Origin of the sequence: Bacterioplanoides sp., assembly GCF_965219715.1 — a bacterium.
Classification (GTDB): domain Bacteria; phylum Pseudomonadota; class Gammaproteobacteria; order Pseudomonadales; family Oceanobacteraceae; genus Bacterioplanoides.
This window is the reverse complement of sequence record NZ_OZ244785.1, coordinates 152740-167737: the sequence shown is the minus strand read 5'-3', so window position 1 is coordinate 167737 and position 14998 is coordinate 152740. Positions and strand designations below refer to the sequence as shown.

Sequence of the window (14998 nt, the reverse complement as noted above, 5' to 3'; positions counted from 1 at the left end):
AACGCAAAGTGCTAGAGCACAACCGCCCAAGTCGTTAAACTTGGGCGGTTTTTTTATAGGTAGCCGCTACCCGATAGCGATTAGCGCTGTATAACCACAAAGAGAGTCCGGATGAAACCTGAGAATCAAGAACGCATTACCCGCTGGTATCAGGAGCCTTATATGCTGCTGGTTGCCGGAATCCCGATTATTGCCGTTATCTGGGGTGGCGTGATGTTATCCGCGGCGCTCAGTGGTAAAGATTCTCTGGTAAGCGATAGCTATTACAAAGATGGCATGGCTTACACGCAGGATCAGGAGTCAGACAAGAAAGCCAAACGTCTGCAGGTTAACGGAAGCGCTATTTTCACCGAAGATGAAGTGCGTGTGACCATCGATGGTTATCTGGACGAATACCCACACACCTTAAAAATGACCCTGATTCACCCAACACTGGAAGATCAGGACCAGGTTCTGCTATTACAAAAAATGGCCGATGGCAGCTATGCCGGCGTAAATGATATGTCTCTGCCAGGCAAACGTCGTATCTGGCTGGACAGCCTGGATCAGGGCTGGCGTATCCGTGCTTATCCTTTTATCGAAGCCGGTAAGGAAGTTGCGCTTAGCTCCAAATGAGTACACATCAAAGCTGTTTTCACTGCGGTGAGCTCACCGACGAAGGCGATCGCTGGTCGACTGAAATTGACGGACAGCAACAACCCATGTGTTGCCCGGGCTGTAGGGCCGTTGCTGAAACCATTATCGCCAGCGGCCTGAAAGACTATTACAAACACAGAACTGAGTTACCCGAGTTATCTCCGGCTGACGGTGATGATCAGGATCTGACTGCGCGTGATACTCTCAAGCTTTATGACTCGGAAGCATTACAGCGCAACTTTGTCGCCCGTAATGGCGATTTAGCAGAAGCCACTCTGATCATCGATGGCATCAGCTGTGCTGCGTGCGCCTGGCTGATCGAACACCGTATGAATCAACTTGATGGAGTTGATAACGCGGTACTTAACTTATCGAACCATCGCCTTGTGATTCGCTGGAACTACGATAAGGTTCCGGTCTCCCATCTGGTCGAAGCCATTTACCGCCTTGGTTATCGCGCGTCACCGTTTTCCGCTACGGAGCAAGAAGAGCAACGCACCCGGGAAGGTAAACAAGCCATCCGTCGTCTGGCCGTAGCCGGCATCGGCATGATGCAGGTGATGATGCTGTCTGTGCCTCTTTACGTGGGTATGGCGGCACAATATGAAGTCTTTATGCGCTTTGCCGCCATGTTGCTGACCCTGCCGGTTGTACTGTTCAGTGCCAAACCGTTTTTTATGGCCGCCATCCGCGATCTGAAAACCCGCCACCTGACCATGGATGTACCGGTCTCACTGGCCATTCTGCTGGCTTTTGGCGCCAGCATCTGGAGCACCTTCAATCAGGGCGTTGAAGTCTATTTTGATTCCGTCTGTATGTTCACCTTCTTTCTACTGCTAGGCCGCTATCTGGAAATGCGCGCCCGCCATCGTATGGGGAAAGCCGGTAACAATCTGATGACGTTGCTGCCCAACGTCGCTCTGAAGGTTGTTGAAGGTGAAGACGACCATGTCATCAGCAGCGAAGAAATTCGTGTCGGTGATATTCTGCGCCTGAAGCCCGGCCATGCGATCCCGGCAGATGGCGAGGTTATTGAAGGTCAAAGCTCGGTCGACGAAGCCGCATTGACCGGCGAATACCTGCCATTAACCAAGTCACCGGGCGACAGCCTGATTGGTGGTACCTTCAATGTCGAAAGCCCGATGTTGATGAAAGTCACCGCCACCGGCGCTGAAGCACAGCTTTCAACCATTATGCGTTTAATGGATCGTGCGCAACAGGAGAAGCCACAGATTGCGCTATTGGCCGACCGGATCGCCAGTCGTTTTGTCGCAGCAGTTCTGCTGATTTCAGGCTCAGTATTTGGTTTCTGGGCCTGGCAGGGAAATGAGCACGCATTCTTTATCGCGTTATCGGTACTGGTTGTCACCTGCCCTTGCGCACTGTCTTTGGCAACGCCAACGGCACTAACGGCGGCCACCGCCGCCCTTCGTGAGGCAGGTTTATTAATCAGTAAAGGCCATGTTCTGGAAACATTGCCTCAGATCGACCGCGTCGTATTTGATAAAACCGGCACTCTGACACTTGGCCGCTTGACGCTGGAGCAGGTAATCCCTCTGGCCGATATTAATCAGCAGCAGATTCTGGCACTGGCTTCCGGACTGGAAGAGCATTCCAGCCATCCAATCGCCAAAGCGTTTCGTGATATCGCCCCGGAAACCGTAACAGACATCGAACAGATTCCTGCACAAGGGATTCAGGGCAACTGGCAACAACAGACGCTTCGGCTCGGCCACCCTGCTTTTGCCTGGCACGAAGAAATAACGCCTCCCGAAGCCAACCAACAAGGACAATGGTTGTTACTTGCCAGTGATGAACAACCACTGGCGTGGATTCAGATTAACGACTCATTGCGCAAATCATCTTATCGCTTACTGGCAGGTTTACAGCAACGAGGCATCAAAACGGCGCTGCTGACCGGCGATCCGAGCCAGTCCGGGCAATATGTCGCGGAACAGCTCGGTATCGACGACTTGCAGTTTGGCGTGAGCCCGGAACAGAAACTAGCAGCCGTTAAACAATGGCAAGCGAATGGCGAACGGATCTTAATGGCTGGTGATGGCATCAATGATGTGCCGGTACTTGCGGGTGCCGATATATCGCTGGCGGTGAACGAAGCTACCGACCTGGCCAAGACCAATGCTGATACCATTCTGACCAATGGCCGCTTAGAAGTGCTGCTAACAGCAATTGATGGCAGTGCGGCAACACACCGCATTATTCGCCAGAATATTGCCTGGGCATTGCTGTATAATCTGCTGGCTCTGCCACTGGCCGCGATTGGTTTAATTCCGCCATGGGCAGCGGCCATTGGTATGGCATTCAGCTCTCTGCTGGTTGTTAGTAATGCCCTGCGTCTGACAAGTCTGGCGCGCAAACACTCCGGAAACTAATTATGGATATTATCTACGTCCTGGTACCGCTATCACTGGTGCTGTTGAGCATTGCCATTGGTATCTTCTTCTGGGCAGTGCGCAGCGGTCAATTCGATGATATGGATTCACCGGCGCACAAAATCCTGTTTGATGATGACGAGCCGGAAGCGCCATCGGCCAAACAGCCACAAACGCCCGAAGCCAAAAACAGTCAGACTCAAGATTCCGAGTAACGGCCAATGGTTGAACCACTTTCGCTGATAACCGCCCTGCTGATCGGTTTGTTTGGTGCCAGCCATTGCTTGGTCATGTGTGGCGGCATAGCGGCAGCGGTCGGTAACAACAGCGCCACCGCCAGTAGCGGCAAATTTTCCGCCATTCTTGCGTTCAACCTCGGCCGCATCAGCTCTTACACCTTTGCCGGTGGCCTGGTTGGCCTGGCCGGCCTCTGGCTGCAACAACAACACGACACACTGTTATTGCTGCTGCGCTCCCTGGCCGGCGTTATGCTGGTGTTAATGGGGCTTTATGTCGCGCGTTGGGCCACTTGGCTAACGCGGGTTGAGCAGGCAGGCCAATGGTTCTGGAAACGTATTCAACCGAGCGCCGGTAAGCTGATGGGCAAAACCAGCCTGAGCTCCCGATTTGCTCTGGGAATGGTCTGGGGATGGCTGCCTTGTGGTCTGATATACAGCACTCTCAGTTGGGTGGCAGCCAATGGCGATCCACTGATGGGGGCAACAACCATGGCGGCATTTGGTCTGGGTACATTGCCTGCGCTGTTTGCCGGTAGCCTGGCGGCGGCAAGTCTGAGTCGATTTTTAAATCATCAGGTAACAAAACAAGCCGCAGGCATGCTGCTAATTGGTTACGGATTATGGACGATCAGTTCTGTATGGTTGCCAATTCTTGACAGATAGCTCTGTCACTAGGAACATAGGGCCAGTTTTTTTGCCTCAACCCAATAACTCTGTAGCTATGGAGTTGTGATTCGGGACGCGTTATGAAATCTTCAATATCAACTACACCACTACGTGGTACTCAACCCCATTGCCAGACCTGCTCATTAAATGCGTTGTGTCTGCCGTTATCGCTCAACGATAACGATATGGAACGTCTCGACGATATTATCCGCCGTGGTCGCCCTATTCAGAAAGGCCAGTTGTTGTTTCAGCAAGGTGAGCCGTTTCAGTCGGTCTTTGCCGTGCGTACCGGCGCATTAAAAACGTACACGCTGGCATCTAATGGTGAAGAGCAGATTACTGGCTTCCATCTAGCCAGTGAACTGGTGGGCCTGGCTGGCTACAACAACGACTTTTATCCGTTGTCGGCAAAAGCACTGGAAACCACCACCGTCTGCGAAATTCCATTGAGCCAGCTGGATGAACTGGCGGATGAACTGCCGGATCTGCGCAAGCAGCTGATGCGCACGATGGGCACAGAAATTCGCCACGACCAGAATATGATGCTGCTGCTGAGCAAGAAAAATGCAGAAGAGCGTGTTGCGTCCTTCCTGATGGACATTTCCACCCGCTATGCCCGTCGTGGTTTCTCTGCGACCCATTTCCGTCTGCCAATGTCACGGGTGGATATCAGTAATCACCTTGGCCTGGCCGTTGAGACCATTAGCCGTGTATTCACCCGTTTCCAGAAAAACGGCATGATCGAAACTCAGGGTAAAGAAATTATCCTGCAGGATCTGGATACCTTAAATGAGTTGGCTGGTTTGGTGTCTGAAGACGAATGTGGTCACGAAGACGAATAAGTTTTGCCTGATACAAATAAACCCGGCTAGTCCGGGTTTTTTATTGCCTGGAGAATATTGATAAAAAACCTGAAATAAGCACATCACCTGACTAACGCCCCTTCTTTTCCGCTATTGGCATAAGACATGCTCAAACTTTAGTCGGAATTCGTGTTTTTGACGTCGATTATTTGAATATAAACGGGGCAGCACTAACAAAGTTCTTCTAAGGTAGTAATGCACCCACTCGGCCGATTGACTGTCAAACAATCAATTGACCTGCAATGCCAGGACACAGAGGACTGATTATGGGAATTTGCACGCAGGAACTGAAACGCTGGGTCATCAAACCCACACTGCAACGTTTGCAGATTACAAACAAAGCCGCATTAAAACTGCTGCTGGGAACTGCTGCTCAAGAATCGGCGATGGGCTCTCATATAAAAACTTCCGGACAAAAAGGTCTGGGGATTTATCAGATTCACGGTTTAACTCATCGCCATATCTGGGATGACTTCCTTGCCCAGCAACCGGATCTTGCCAGCGTGGTCCGTGGCCTCGCAAGCCAGCGTGACTTTCTCGATCATCCGCATGCCGAGCTGACCACAAATTTGTCCTACGCCACTGCCATTGCCTGGATGAGTTACATCCGCCACCCGGAATTTGACTTGCCAGCAGATGCCGATATCGAAACTTTGGCAAAACTGTGGAAACGCTTTTATCACCCCAAATCCGATGCAACCTGTGAACATTTTATCAATAACTATCGGTTGCTGGTGGAAGGCGTTGAACAGGTCGCTTGAGACCGGGCGTCAATACAGCCGGAAAGAATCTGAATTCCACTGTCGATCGTTACTCCCACCCTTACAGTAGTTTCCTGAGTAGCCAGTTTTTGATATAAAGCCCTGCTTAATCGGCCAGCTGGCCCGCACAATACTCCAGGAGCAGTACCCTGCCATGCAAGACGTTGCCACTTTTGATCCTGCAACCATGAATCAGCCCGAGCAGTCAGCGGAAACTCCTGTTGACCCACTCGCAGAACGCAAACAAAAAACCAACTTTAACAAGTTGCAAAAGCGCATTCGTCGTAATGTCGGTAAGGCCATCGAAGATTACAATATGATCGAGGATGGCGATAAGATCATGGTGTGCCTGTCCGGCGGTAAAGACTCCTACACCATGCTCGACATTTTGATGAGCCTGCAAAAAAGTGCTCCTGTGAAGTTTGAACTGGTTGCCGTGAATATGGATCAGAAACAACCCGGCTTTCCTGAAGAAGTTTTGCCAGCGTATCTGGAATCCATTGGTGTGCCTTATCACATCGTCGAAAAAGACACGTACAGCGTTGTTAAAGACATAATTCCTGAAGGTAAAACCACTTGCAGCCTGTGTTCACGCCTGCGCCGCGGTACCCTTTACGGCTTTGCTGAAAAGATCGGCGCAAACAAGATTGCTCTGGGTCATCACCGCGATGACATTATCGAAACGCTGTTTCTGAATATGTTCCACGGCGGTAAATTAAAAGCGATGCCACCAAAATTGCTGAGCGATGATAAACGTCATGTATTGATTCGCCCGCTGGCATATTGCAAAGAAAAGGACATCGAGAAATTCGCAACAGCTAAAGAATTTCCGATCATTCCGTGCAATCTGTGTGGCTCTCAGGAAAACCTGCAACGTCAGAATATTAAACAAATGTTGGCGCAATGGGATAAAGACCAGCCAGGCCGCAGTGAGAATATCTTTGCTGCGGTATGTAATGTTGCCCCATCACAGCTGGGTGATACGAATCTGTTCGACTTCAAAGGCCTGCAGGAGCAGCAGGAAGGTCCACACCTGGGGAAAAACCTGAATTTACTGGACGTTGTTCAGGTGGACTAAGCAGCAATCCCTACAGTCCACCTTCATACAAACGGGTAACCTGCATATCGTAGCTACCCGGCCCCTTCAGCGTAAACGTCATCATATAACGTCGTTCTGTATTAATATTTTCCGCCGTTGCCGACAGCTGGCAACTATTCGGTAACAACTTTGCTTTGGGCATTTCCAGCCTTACCGGAAATTCATGGGTCAGTTCTTCAACAAGAACTGTCGATGTTGGTTGAGTAGGAGCACCGGCAATGCCTTTTCGCACCCATTGCAGAAACAAGCCATGACGGCCATCCACTTCTGTGCGAATCATGCGTACATAACCACTCCCGGCCTTTGACTTCCAGGGACAGACACGCTGAACCTGATCAACCCAGACCGGCAATTTGTAGACATCTTTCAGCGGTGTGGCGTTGTTGTTAGCCAGCACGGCGCTATTCACAAACAGGCCAGCAAACAGATAAACAAGTTTGGACATAAAACCCTCCTGCAATAAGACTAGCAGCTGCTACTAATCTGGCTATCGGCAACAGGGGAGGATTTCGTTAACTTTATTTACCGGGTGTTAATGATTATCGGCCCAGCGATGACCTTGTCGTTCGCCCTGATCCCAATCGGGTTTGCTGTAGCTCACCGCTACGATGCAGTAGTTTTCAATGCCCTTTGGCAGACGAATTTCGACTTCGTCATCCAATTCCTTCCCCATCAATCCACGAGCAAGTGGCGCGTCCACACTGATATAACCACGCTTCAGATCTATCTCATCCTCACCGACAATTCGATAACGGTATAATTCTTCATCATCATCTTCCAGCTCAATCCAGGCACCAAAATACACTTTGTGTTTGTCGGCGGGTTCACGGTCAACCACCGTCAATGCCTCCATACGCTTACGCAAAAAACGTAACCGGCTATCAATCTGGCGCAAACGTTTTTTACCATAGATGTACTCGGCATTTTCAGAGCGATCACCCAGCTTTGCCGCATCAGAAACCTGCTGGGTAACTCTCGGGCGCTCTACCCTCCATAAATAGTCATGCTCTTCCCGCAGCGCTTGCTCTCCTTCCGGAGTGATTAACAGACTACGCTTAGGCAGTGGTTTTTTATTTGGGTCACTCATAAATCAGACCATTTCTCTAATTCCGGGTAACTGCCGTCACAGCATCGCAATAAGACTGTGTAACAGTGGCTCTCTTTCAGGACTCTTTATAGCCGAATGATCAAGCGCAGTGCAAAATTTACCGCAGCTATCCTGCTGATTTTATTAGGAATCGTGATTACTCCATTGCCCATACCACTGGGATTAGTGAGTATTCTGGTCGGTTTGTCACTGCTGGTCAGCGTGGTTCCGGCAGTGCGTCATTGGTTGATTCGGTTACGGCTGAAATACCGTCAGTCATCCGCGCGACTGAATCAGCTAGGAAAGCGAATGCCCGCCTTTCTGCGTGAACTTATCGAAGACACGGATCCGGAAAAAACCCGCCAAAGACACAAATGATATTTATTATCATTTACAATGGTAGCGGATTCGATTAAAGTGATCAGGTATCTCACTCGTAAGGACTGTGTTATGACAATTGAAAATACGATCAGCGGCCTGGCTGGCATCCTGCTTATCGCTTTTTGCAGTCTGGCGATTTATCTTCCTTCGCATAGCCTTTAAGGCTAATGGCCATTGTGGCCGATTTATTCAGGGTGTTCTGCCAATCTCTATTTTGGCGTAATACCCTGAAATAAGGTTATCAACGCCTGGTCAGCCGCAGACTCTGGCGTGCACTTACCTTCGGCAATTAACCACCAACCGGCATAGATCAGAGTATCGATCGTCACCAGCACCCAGTCGGTTGTCAGTCCTGATGACACCTGACCTTCAGCCCGCATTCTTTCGACCAGTAAATACAAGTCCTGAAGTTGTTGATTGTATATTTGCTGTACTTCCGCATCATCACCGGCTATCGACCACAGCGACAATAAAAAATGGAACCGGTCTGCCATCGGCATCAATGCATGAAACATTTTTTCTACCGTCTCCCTGCCACTCAGCTCGGCTTCCCGGATCGGTACCATTAATTCTTCGGTCTGGATTAAAGCATCCTGGGCAATTTCCTGAATTAACTGCTCACGTGTATCAAAATGGCGATACAAGGTCGCACGCCCGACTCCAGCATGCTCCGCAACCTGACTTAATGACGCACCCGGGTTTTTAAGTAACAGCTGTATTCCGGCATCCAATAACGCCTGTCTCGAACGATTCGCCCTGGCATCTTTATATTTCATAGTGGTCGACGATGATTTCCTGACTCTAATGAAACAGCATTGTATCAGAGCATCGACAAACATATGATAGTTAAACGCGGGTTTACTAACCTGTTACTCTATTACGCCAGGCTATTTTCGGTACCTGGCTGTCAGACCGGGAATAATTCACCATGTCAGATTTACTTCAGCACTATCAGACTTCAGCCAGCAGCAAAGCGGGAGAAGCGCATTGCCTGCCGTTTGAGGTATACCGAAACCCGGCGGTCTGGCAGGAAGAAGCACGTCGGATTTTTCACAACGACTGGGTATTTATTTGCTGCGAACAAGAACTCAAAGAAGCGGGTAGCTATTATGCCTTTGAACTGGCTGGCGAATCACTGGCCATTATTCGCCAGGATGATAACAGCTTTGTAGCGCTGTCGAACGTATGCCGTCATCGAGGAACTCCGTTACTGGAAACGGGTTTTGGCACCACAGAAAAACTGATTGTCTGTCCTTATCATGCCTGGGCCTACGAAAAAAATGGCGACCTGAAAGCAATCCCTCTGGCAGGGAAAAACGGACCGGACAAGAAGGAACATTGTCTGCCGGTATTTCGCCTGGAAAGCTGGCACGGCCTGTTGTTTATTAATCTTAATGCTGAAGCCGAATCGCTGATGCAACGACTGGAAGGAATTGATGACTACCTCAGCGGTTTCGACCTGGCGGAATTTAAAACCGGCAATACCGGAGCCGAAGAATACTGGCAAAGCAACTGGAAACTGGCGATGGAAAATGCCATGGAGAGTTATCACTTATTTAAAGTGCACAAAGAAACGCTGGAAACCACAACACCAACGCGTGGTGCTTTTTATCTGGCTGGCAGCTCCGAATGGTCTCTGACGGCTGGGAAAATTAACCAGCCACAATCAAAATTAATGAAATGGTTAAGTGGTGATTATCCGGAAATGTATAACCACTATGTGCTGGTGTCGCTGCCCCCTTCCTTTGTTGGCATTTTGACTTATTACGGCTTCGACTGGATACAGGTTTTACCGATCAATGAAAACGAGAGTTTTATTCGCTCCGGCGGTATTGCGAAAAGCACCTGGGGTTATAACGATAAAAAAACGCAGGAATTTACCGACGCCTTTTTTGCCGAAGATAAAGCAATTTGTGAGCGGGTACAGCGAGGCATGAATTCGACCCATACCCAAGGCGGCAAACTGGTCGATATGGAAAGAATTCTGGTCGACTTTCATCAATACCTGGCATCAAGATTATTTAACAGCGAACCTGATACTTTCTATCAATCAGATAATGCCGATATGTTTCTTAATCCCAAATAAATCGCAGGCATAAAAAAACCGGCAATAAAGCCGGTTTTTTTGATTACCTGAACTGAATCAGGTGCCGTGTGCGATGGCAAGACAAGGCGAAAGTGGTTGAAGAAGCGCAGTGTAGTTCACCTACATGAGCATTCTGAAACCACTTTCAACACAGTATTACCAAGCACACAAGCCGGGAATTACATGCGCTCCCAAACGGTAGCGATACCCTGACCTAAACCAATACACATGGTAGAAACGCCGTACTTCGCTTCTTTCTGCTCTAATACGTTGATCAGAGTAGTAGAGATACGAGCACCGGAACAACCCAGTGGGTGACCCAGAGCGATTGCACCACCATGGATGTTAACGCGGTCTTCAGCAATGTCTTTCAGCTTCAGATCTTTAACACATGGCAGAGACTGAGCAGCGAATGCTTCGTTCAGTTCCCAGTAGTCGATGTCAGTTACGTCCAGTCCAGCACGCTTCAGTGCTTTTTTGGTCGCAGGAACAGGACCGTAGCCCATGATCGCAGCATCAACACCAGCAACCGCCATACCCAGGATACGAGCACGTGGCTTCAGACCCAGTTCCTGAGCTTTTTCGTAGCTCATCAGCAGCATCGCAGACGCACCATCAGTGATCTGAGAAGAAGTACCTGCAGTTACGGTACCTGCTTTAGGATCGAATGCCGGACGCAGTTTGCCCAGGCTTTCCGCAGTAGTCTCTGGACGAATAGTTTCGTCTTCAGTTACCAGGATTTCTTTGCCATCAGCATCGTGACCGTACATAGGTACGATTTCGTTTTTGAAGTCGCCGTTCAGGGTCGCAGCGTGAGCGCGACGGTGAGAACGTGCAGCGAATTCGTCTTGCTGTTGACGGGAAATGCCGTGCATTTTACCCAGCATTTCAGCGGTCAGACCCATCATGTTCGATGCTTTCGCAGAGAACTTAGACGCTTCCGGGTTATGATCGAAACCGTGCTGCATGTTTACGTGGCCCATGTGCTCAACACCACCAACAACGAATACATCGCCGTTACCAGTCTGAATCGCCTGAGCTGCCGTGTGGATTGCAGACATTGCAGAACCACACAGACGGTTAACAGTTTGTGCGCCAGCTTCTTTAGGCACAACAGAGGTCAGAGAGATCTGACGAGCAACGTTGAAGCCCTGTTCCAGAGTCTGGTTTACACAGCCCCAGATCACGTCTTCTACCAGCGCCGGGTTTACACCAGTACGCTCGAACATAGCATTGATCAGGTTTGCAGAAATGGTCTCTGCACGTACGTTGCGGAATACACCACCTTTGGAACGACCCATTGGTGAGCGCACTGCGTCAACAACGACAACGTCTCTTGGATTGTAAGACATAGTTTAATTCTCCTAGTGCGCCAATTAACCGAAGTAGCTTTCGCCGTTCGCAGCCATTTCACGCATGCGATCGGTTGGTTTGTAGAGGTTGCCCAGATCAGCGAACTTGTCGCACAGAGCAACAAACTCAGCCATACCAACGGTATCCATGTAACGACATGCACCACCACGGAATGGAGGGAAACCAATACCGAAGATCAGACCCATATCTGCTTCTGCAGGAGTATCAACGATACCCTCTTCCAGACAGCGGGCGATCTCGATGCACAGAGGAATCATACAACGTGCTATGATCTCGTCTGTTTCGAAGTCTTTAGCGTCAGCCACAACTGGCTTGATCAGCTCGTAAGTAGTCTCGTCGACAACTTTCTTCGGCTTGCCCTTCTTATCGGTTTCGTAAACGTAGAAACCTTTACCGTTCTTCTGGCCATAACGCTCATTTTCGAACATTACTTCCATAGAAGTTTTGAAGTCAGCCTTCATGCGGTCAGGGAAACCTTCCGCCATGATTTCGTTAGCGTGAACACCGGTATCGATACCCACAACGTCCAGCAGATATGCAGGACCCATTGGGAAACCGAACTTCTCCATAACCTTGTCGACTTTCTGGAAGTCAGCACCGTCACGTACCAGGCCAGCGAAACCAGCGAAGTAAGGGAACAGAACACGGTTAACCAGGAAGCCAGGGCAGTCGTTTACAACGATTGGGGTTTTACCCATTTTCTTCGCGTAAGCAACGGTAGTCGCAACGGCTTCTTCAGAAGTCTTCTTACCACGGATAACTTCTACCAGAGGCATCATGTGTACCGGGTTGAAGAAGTGCATACCCAGGAAGTTTTCCGGACGCTTCAGGTCTTCAGCCAGCAGATCGATAGAAATGGTAGAGGTGTTAGAAGTGATTACAGTGTCTTCGCGAACATTGTCTTCCAGCTCAGCCAGAACCATCTTCTTAACTTTTGGATTCTCAACAACAGCTTCAACAACCGTGTCAACGTCACCGAACTCAGCGTAAGACAGAGTTGGACGGATGCGGTTCAGAGTTTCACCCATTGCCAGCGGCTTCATCTTCTTACGCTCAACGCGCTTAGACAGCAGCTTGTTTGCTTCGCTCAGGCCCAGTTCGATACCGGCTTCAGCGATGTCTTTCATCATGATTGGCGTGCCTTTAACAGCAGACTGGTATGCAATACCACCACCCATGATGCCAGCACCCAATACTGCCGCTTTGTTCGTCGGCTTAGCTGCTTTTTCAGATTCTTTGGCTTTTTTCTTCAGCAACTGGTCGTTGTTGAACAGACCGATCAGAGCCTGAGACTCAGTGGTTTTAGCCAGCTTAGCGAAACCTTTTGCTTCCGCTTCCAGTGCTTTATCACGGCCAGCGTTAGCCGCTTTCTGCATGGTTTTGATCGCAACGATAGGAGCCGGGTACTGACCTTTGGTCTGGCCCGCTACGAAACCTTTAGCGGTTTCGAATACCATCATTTGTTCCATGCTGTTCAGGTGCAGCTTGGATTTCTTCTCTTCGCGACGAGCTTCCCAGTTGATCTCGCCAGCGATAGCAGATTTCAGCATAGCAATTGCTTGTTCCTGCAGCTTGTCTGCAGCAACTACCGCGTCAACAGCGCCGTCTTTCAGGGCTTTTTCTGCTTTGTTTTCAGCGCCCATGCAGATCCATTCGATCGCATTGTCAGCACCGATAACACGTGGCAGACGTACGGTACCACCGAAACCAGGCATCAGGCCCAGCTTAACTTCTGGCAGACCCACTTTCGCCTTGTCAGACATGATACGCATATCAGTCGACAGACACATTTCGAAACCACCACCCAGGGCGATGCCATTGATTGCAGTCAGAGTTGGAACGTTCAGGTCTTCAACTGCGTTGAATACCAGGTTGGCTTCTGCCACCCATGCAGCGATTTCTTCTTCGCTGTTTTTGAACGCGTCACCGAATTCGGTGATGTCTGCACCAACGATAAAGCAGTCTTTACCGGAAGTTACCAGTACACCTTTAACGTCATTGTTGCCTTGAATCGCTTCAACTGCTGCCTTCAGGTCTTCCAAAGTAACACGGTTAAACTTGTTAACTGAGTCGCCTTGCAGATCGAATTTTAATTCGGCGATGCCGCCTTCGATCATATTTACCGTGATGGCTTTACCTTCGTAAATCATCAACTGATCTCCACTTGGGTTAGCTTGGGCTGATCAGAATAGTACTGATTCAGCATTTTGCTTGTGAGTGAACCAACGCTCCCGGCCACTTAACTCCTCTATCGTTACAACAGAGTTAAACAACCGATTCATACGAGCGTTTGAATCCGTGCTGCACACCTTCGGATAAAGCCAGACGAAAGTCAATAGATTGGCCATAATTGCACAGCCGGGCTGATCAATTTGCGCACAAGGGTTTGCACATACGTGATATCCCCTACAGATTGAGGGTGTTATTTTCTGGCGCATGAGCGTTTATTGTTCAATTTTGTTACCTTTTGTATCTAAGGCTAGGGCGAATCGAGTCTTTTCACATAAACTCCACGGAAAAGAAGTGATTCCAAAAATAATAAAATCTACGGTAGATAAACAAAATGATCAGATTCGTCCAAGTTTTGACGTTGAGTTTGCTGACGCAAATCGCCCTCGCAACACCACAACAGCTGTTGACCGACCTGCAGAAACTGCGCCTGACCTCCACCGACGTGGTCACCAACTTCTATATGTTTACCGGCCTGGACGCCGACTCCAAATACGATCGCCGCATGCAACAGGGCATGAAAAAATTCGACGTTGCGTTGAAAAGTGCTCTCGAACAAGCTTCTGCCAATGGCGTTGAAGACAGCCTGGCAGCCATCAATGCAGAATGGTCAGAATTTAAAGAGCTGCTGATGGCCAACCGCAAAGATATGATGACTCAGGGTTTCCCGAACGTACGTCTGGTCGACGAAATGGGCCGTACTAATCAGGAAATCGTGAAAAAAGTTACGATGACTTATGAGCAGGTAAAAGAAACCAGCGGCATTACCCCTGCCCCAATCGTTCAGAAAGCCCGCTCTCTGGCATTACTAATGGAAGAAATTACCTCTCAGTACGCTGCGCGTGGCACCACCAACCTGGGTCAGGTTTTTATGGGTAACTCTGAACGCTCTTTAGAGCAAATGGCCGATGATTTTCAGAAAGGCCTGGAAGAACTGCGCGCTTTGTTAGCCAATAAAGGGGTTAACAACATCCTGAAGAGCATTAACAGCAAATGGAAATTTATGGCGCAATCGGTGAAAAACTATAACGAAAATACCGTGCCTTTCCTGGTTGTCAGTTACAACGACCGCATTCTGATGCATCTGGATGAGCTGGAGCAACGCTTTCAGTAATTCGATCTGATGACTCAGTTGAAGACATAAAAAAGCCCCGCAATGCGGGGCTTTTTTATGTCTGTAGAAT

15 protein-coding genes are annotated in these 14998 nt (G+C 49.3%); 10 read left to right on the top strand and 5 right to left on the bottom strand.

Features of this window, described 5'->3' with window-relative positions:
• Positions 1-111 precede the first annotated feature (111 nt).
• From ACOQOZ_RS01280 to ttcA, 7 genes are all read left to right on the top strand, one after another.
• Positions 112-615 carry a FixH family protein gene (locus tag ACOQOZ_RS01280; RefSeq protein WP_420590473.1) on the top strand — a complete coding sequence of 168 codons (504 nt, stop codon included), beginning with the start codon at positions 112-114 and terminating at the stop codon, positions 613-615.
• Complete coding sequence (locus ACOQOZ_RS01275; protein ID WP_420590472.1) at positions 612-3029, top strand: heavy metal translocating P-type ATPase; 2418 nt, start codon at positions 612-614, stop codon at positions 3027-3029. The genes ACOQOZ_RS01280 and ACOQOZ_RS01275 overlap by 4 nt, the downstream gene beginning before the upstream one ends.
• A 2-nt stretch (positions 3030-3031) precedes the next feature.
• Positions 3032-3244 carry a cbb3-type cytochrome oxidase assembly protein CcoS gene (gene ccoS, locus ACOQOZ_RS01270; protein WP_420590471.1) on the top strand — a complete coding sequence of 71 codons (213 nt, stop codon included), beginning with the start codon at positions 3032-3034 and terminating at the stop codon, positions 3242-3244.
• Between the two features lie 6 nt (positions 3245-3250).
• Positions 3251-3931, top strand: coding sequence for a sulfite exporter TauE/SafE family protein (locus tag ACOQOZ_RS01265; protein ID WP_420590470.1), 681 nt, complete (start codon positions 3251-3253; stop codon positions 3929-3931).
• Positions 3932-4014: 83 nt separating this feature from the next.
• Positions 4015-4776, top strand: coding sequence for a fumarate/nitrate reduction transcriptional regulator Fnr (gene fnr / locus ACOQOZ_RS01260; RefSeq protein WP_420590469.1), 762 nt, complete (start codon positions 4015-4017; stop codon positions 4774-4776).
• 287 nt (positions 4777-5063) lie between these two features.
• On the top strand, positions 5064-5558 hold the full coding sequence (locus tag ACOQOZ_RS01255; RefSeq protein ID WP_420590468.1) for a hypothetical protein: 495 nt from the start codon (positions 5064-5066) through the stop codon (positions 5556-5558).
• A 187-nt stretch (positions 5559-5745) separates the two neighbouring features.
• Positions 5746-6636: a tRNA 2-thiocytidine(32) synthetase TtcA gene (gene ttcA, locus ACOQOZ_RS01250; protein ID WP_420592448.1), complete on the top strand. Its 891-nt coding sequence runs from the start codon at positions 5746-5748 to the stop codon at positions 6634-6636.
• A gap of 10 nt (positions 6637-6646) precedes the next feature.
• Here the strand turns inward: ttcA and ACOQOZ_RS01245 are convergent, their stop codons facing one another.
• Positions 6647-7102, bottom strand: a complete 456-nt coding sequence (locus ACOQOZ_RS01245) for a hypothetical protein (RefSeq protein ID WP_420590467.1) — start codon at positions 7100-7102, stop codon at positions 6647-6649.
• Between the two features lie 87 nt (positions 7103-7189).
• Positions 7190-7744, bottom strand: a complete 555-nt coding sequence (gene greB / locus ACOQOZ_RS01240) for a transcription elongation factor GreB (protein WP_420590466.1) — start codon at positions 7742-7744, stop codon at positions 7190-7192.
• 96 nt (positions 7745-7840) lie between these two features.
• Between greB and ACOQOZ_RS01235 the strand changes: the two genes are divergently transcribed.
• Entirely contained in the window at positions 7841-8122 is a 282-nt protein-coding gene (locus ACOQOZ_RS01235; RefSeq protein ID WP_420590465.1) for a hypothetical protein, read from the top strand.
• Between the two features lie 212 nt (positions 8123-8334).
• Here ACOQOZ_RS01235 and ACOQOZ_RS01230 read toward each other — a convergent pair whose 3' ends face one another.
• The gene (locus ACOQOZ_RS01230; protein WP_420590464.1) at positions 8335-8901 is read right to left on the bottom strand and encodes a TetR/AcrR family transcriptional regulator; all 567 of its coding nucleotides are present in this window, start codon (positions 8899-8901) and stop codon (positions 8335-8337) included.
• Positions 8902-9053: 152 nt separating this feature from the next.
• On the opposite strand from ACOQOZ_RS01230, the gene ACOQOZ_RS01225 reads away from it, so the two are divergent.
• A complete protein-coding gene (locus ACOQOZ_RS01225) occupies positions 9054-10211 on the top strand; it encodes an aromatic ring-hydroxylating oxygenase subunit alpha (protein ID WP_420590463.1) in 1158 nt (385 codons plus the stop codon).
• Between the two features lie 179 nt (positions 10212-10390).
• On the opposite strand, the gene fadA is transcribed toward ACOQOZ_RS01225, so the two are convergent.
• Both fadA and fadB read right to left on the bottom strand, forming a co-directional pair.
• Positions 10391-11563, bottom strand: coding sequence for an acetyl-CoA C-acyltransferase FadA (gene fadA / locus ACOQOZ_RS01220; protein ID WP_420590462.1), 1173 nt, complete (start codon positions 11561-11563; stop codon positions 10391-10393).
• Positions 11564-11587: 24 nt separating this feature from the next.
• On the bottom strand, positions 11588-13735 hold the full coding sequence (fadB, locus tag ACOQOZ_RS01215; protein WP_420592447.1) for a fatty acid oxidation complex subunit alpha FadB: 2148 nt from the start codon (positions 13733-13735) through the stop codon (positions 11588-11590).
• A gap of 413 nt (positions 13736-14148) precedes the next feature.
• Between fadB and ACOQOZ_RS01210 the strand changes: the two genes are divergently transcribed.
• Positions 14149-14928: a hypothetical protein gene (locus tag ACOQOZ_RS01210; protein ID WP_420590461.1), complete on the top strand. Its 780-nt coding sequence runs from the start codon at positions 14149-14151 to the stop codon at positions 14926-14928.
• The last annotated feature ends 70 nt before the right edge of the window (positions 14929-14998 follow it).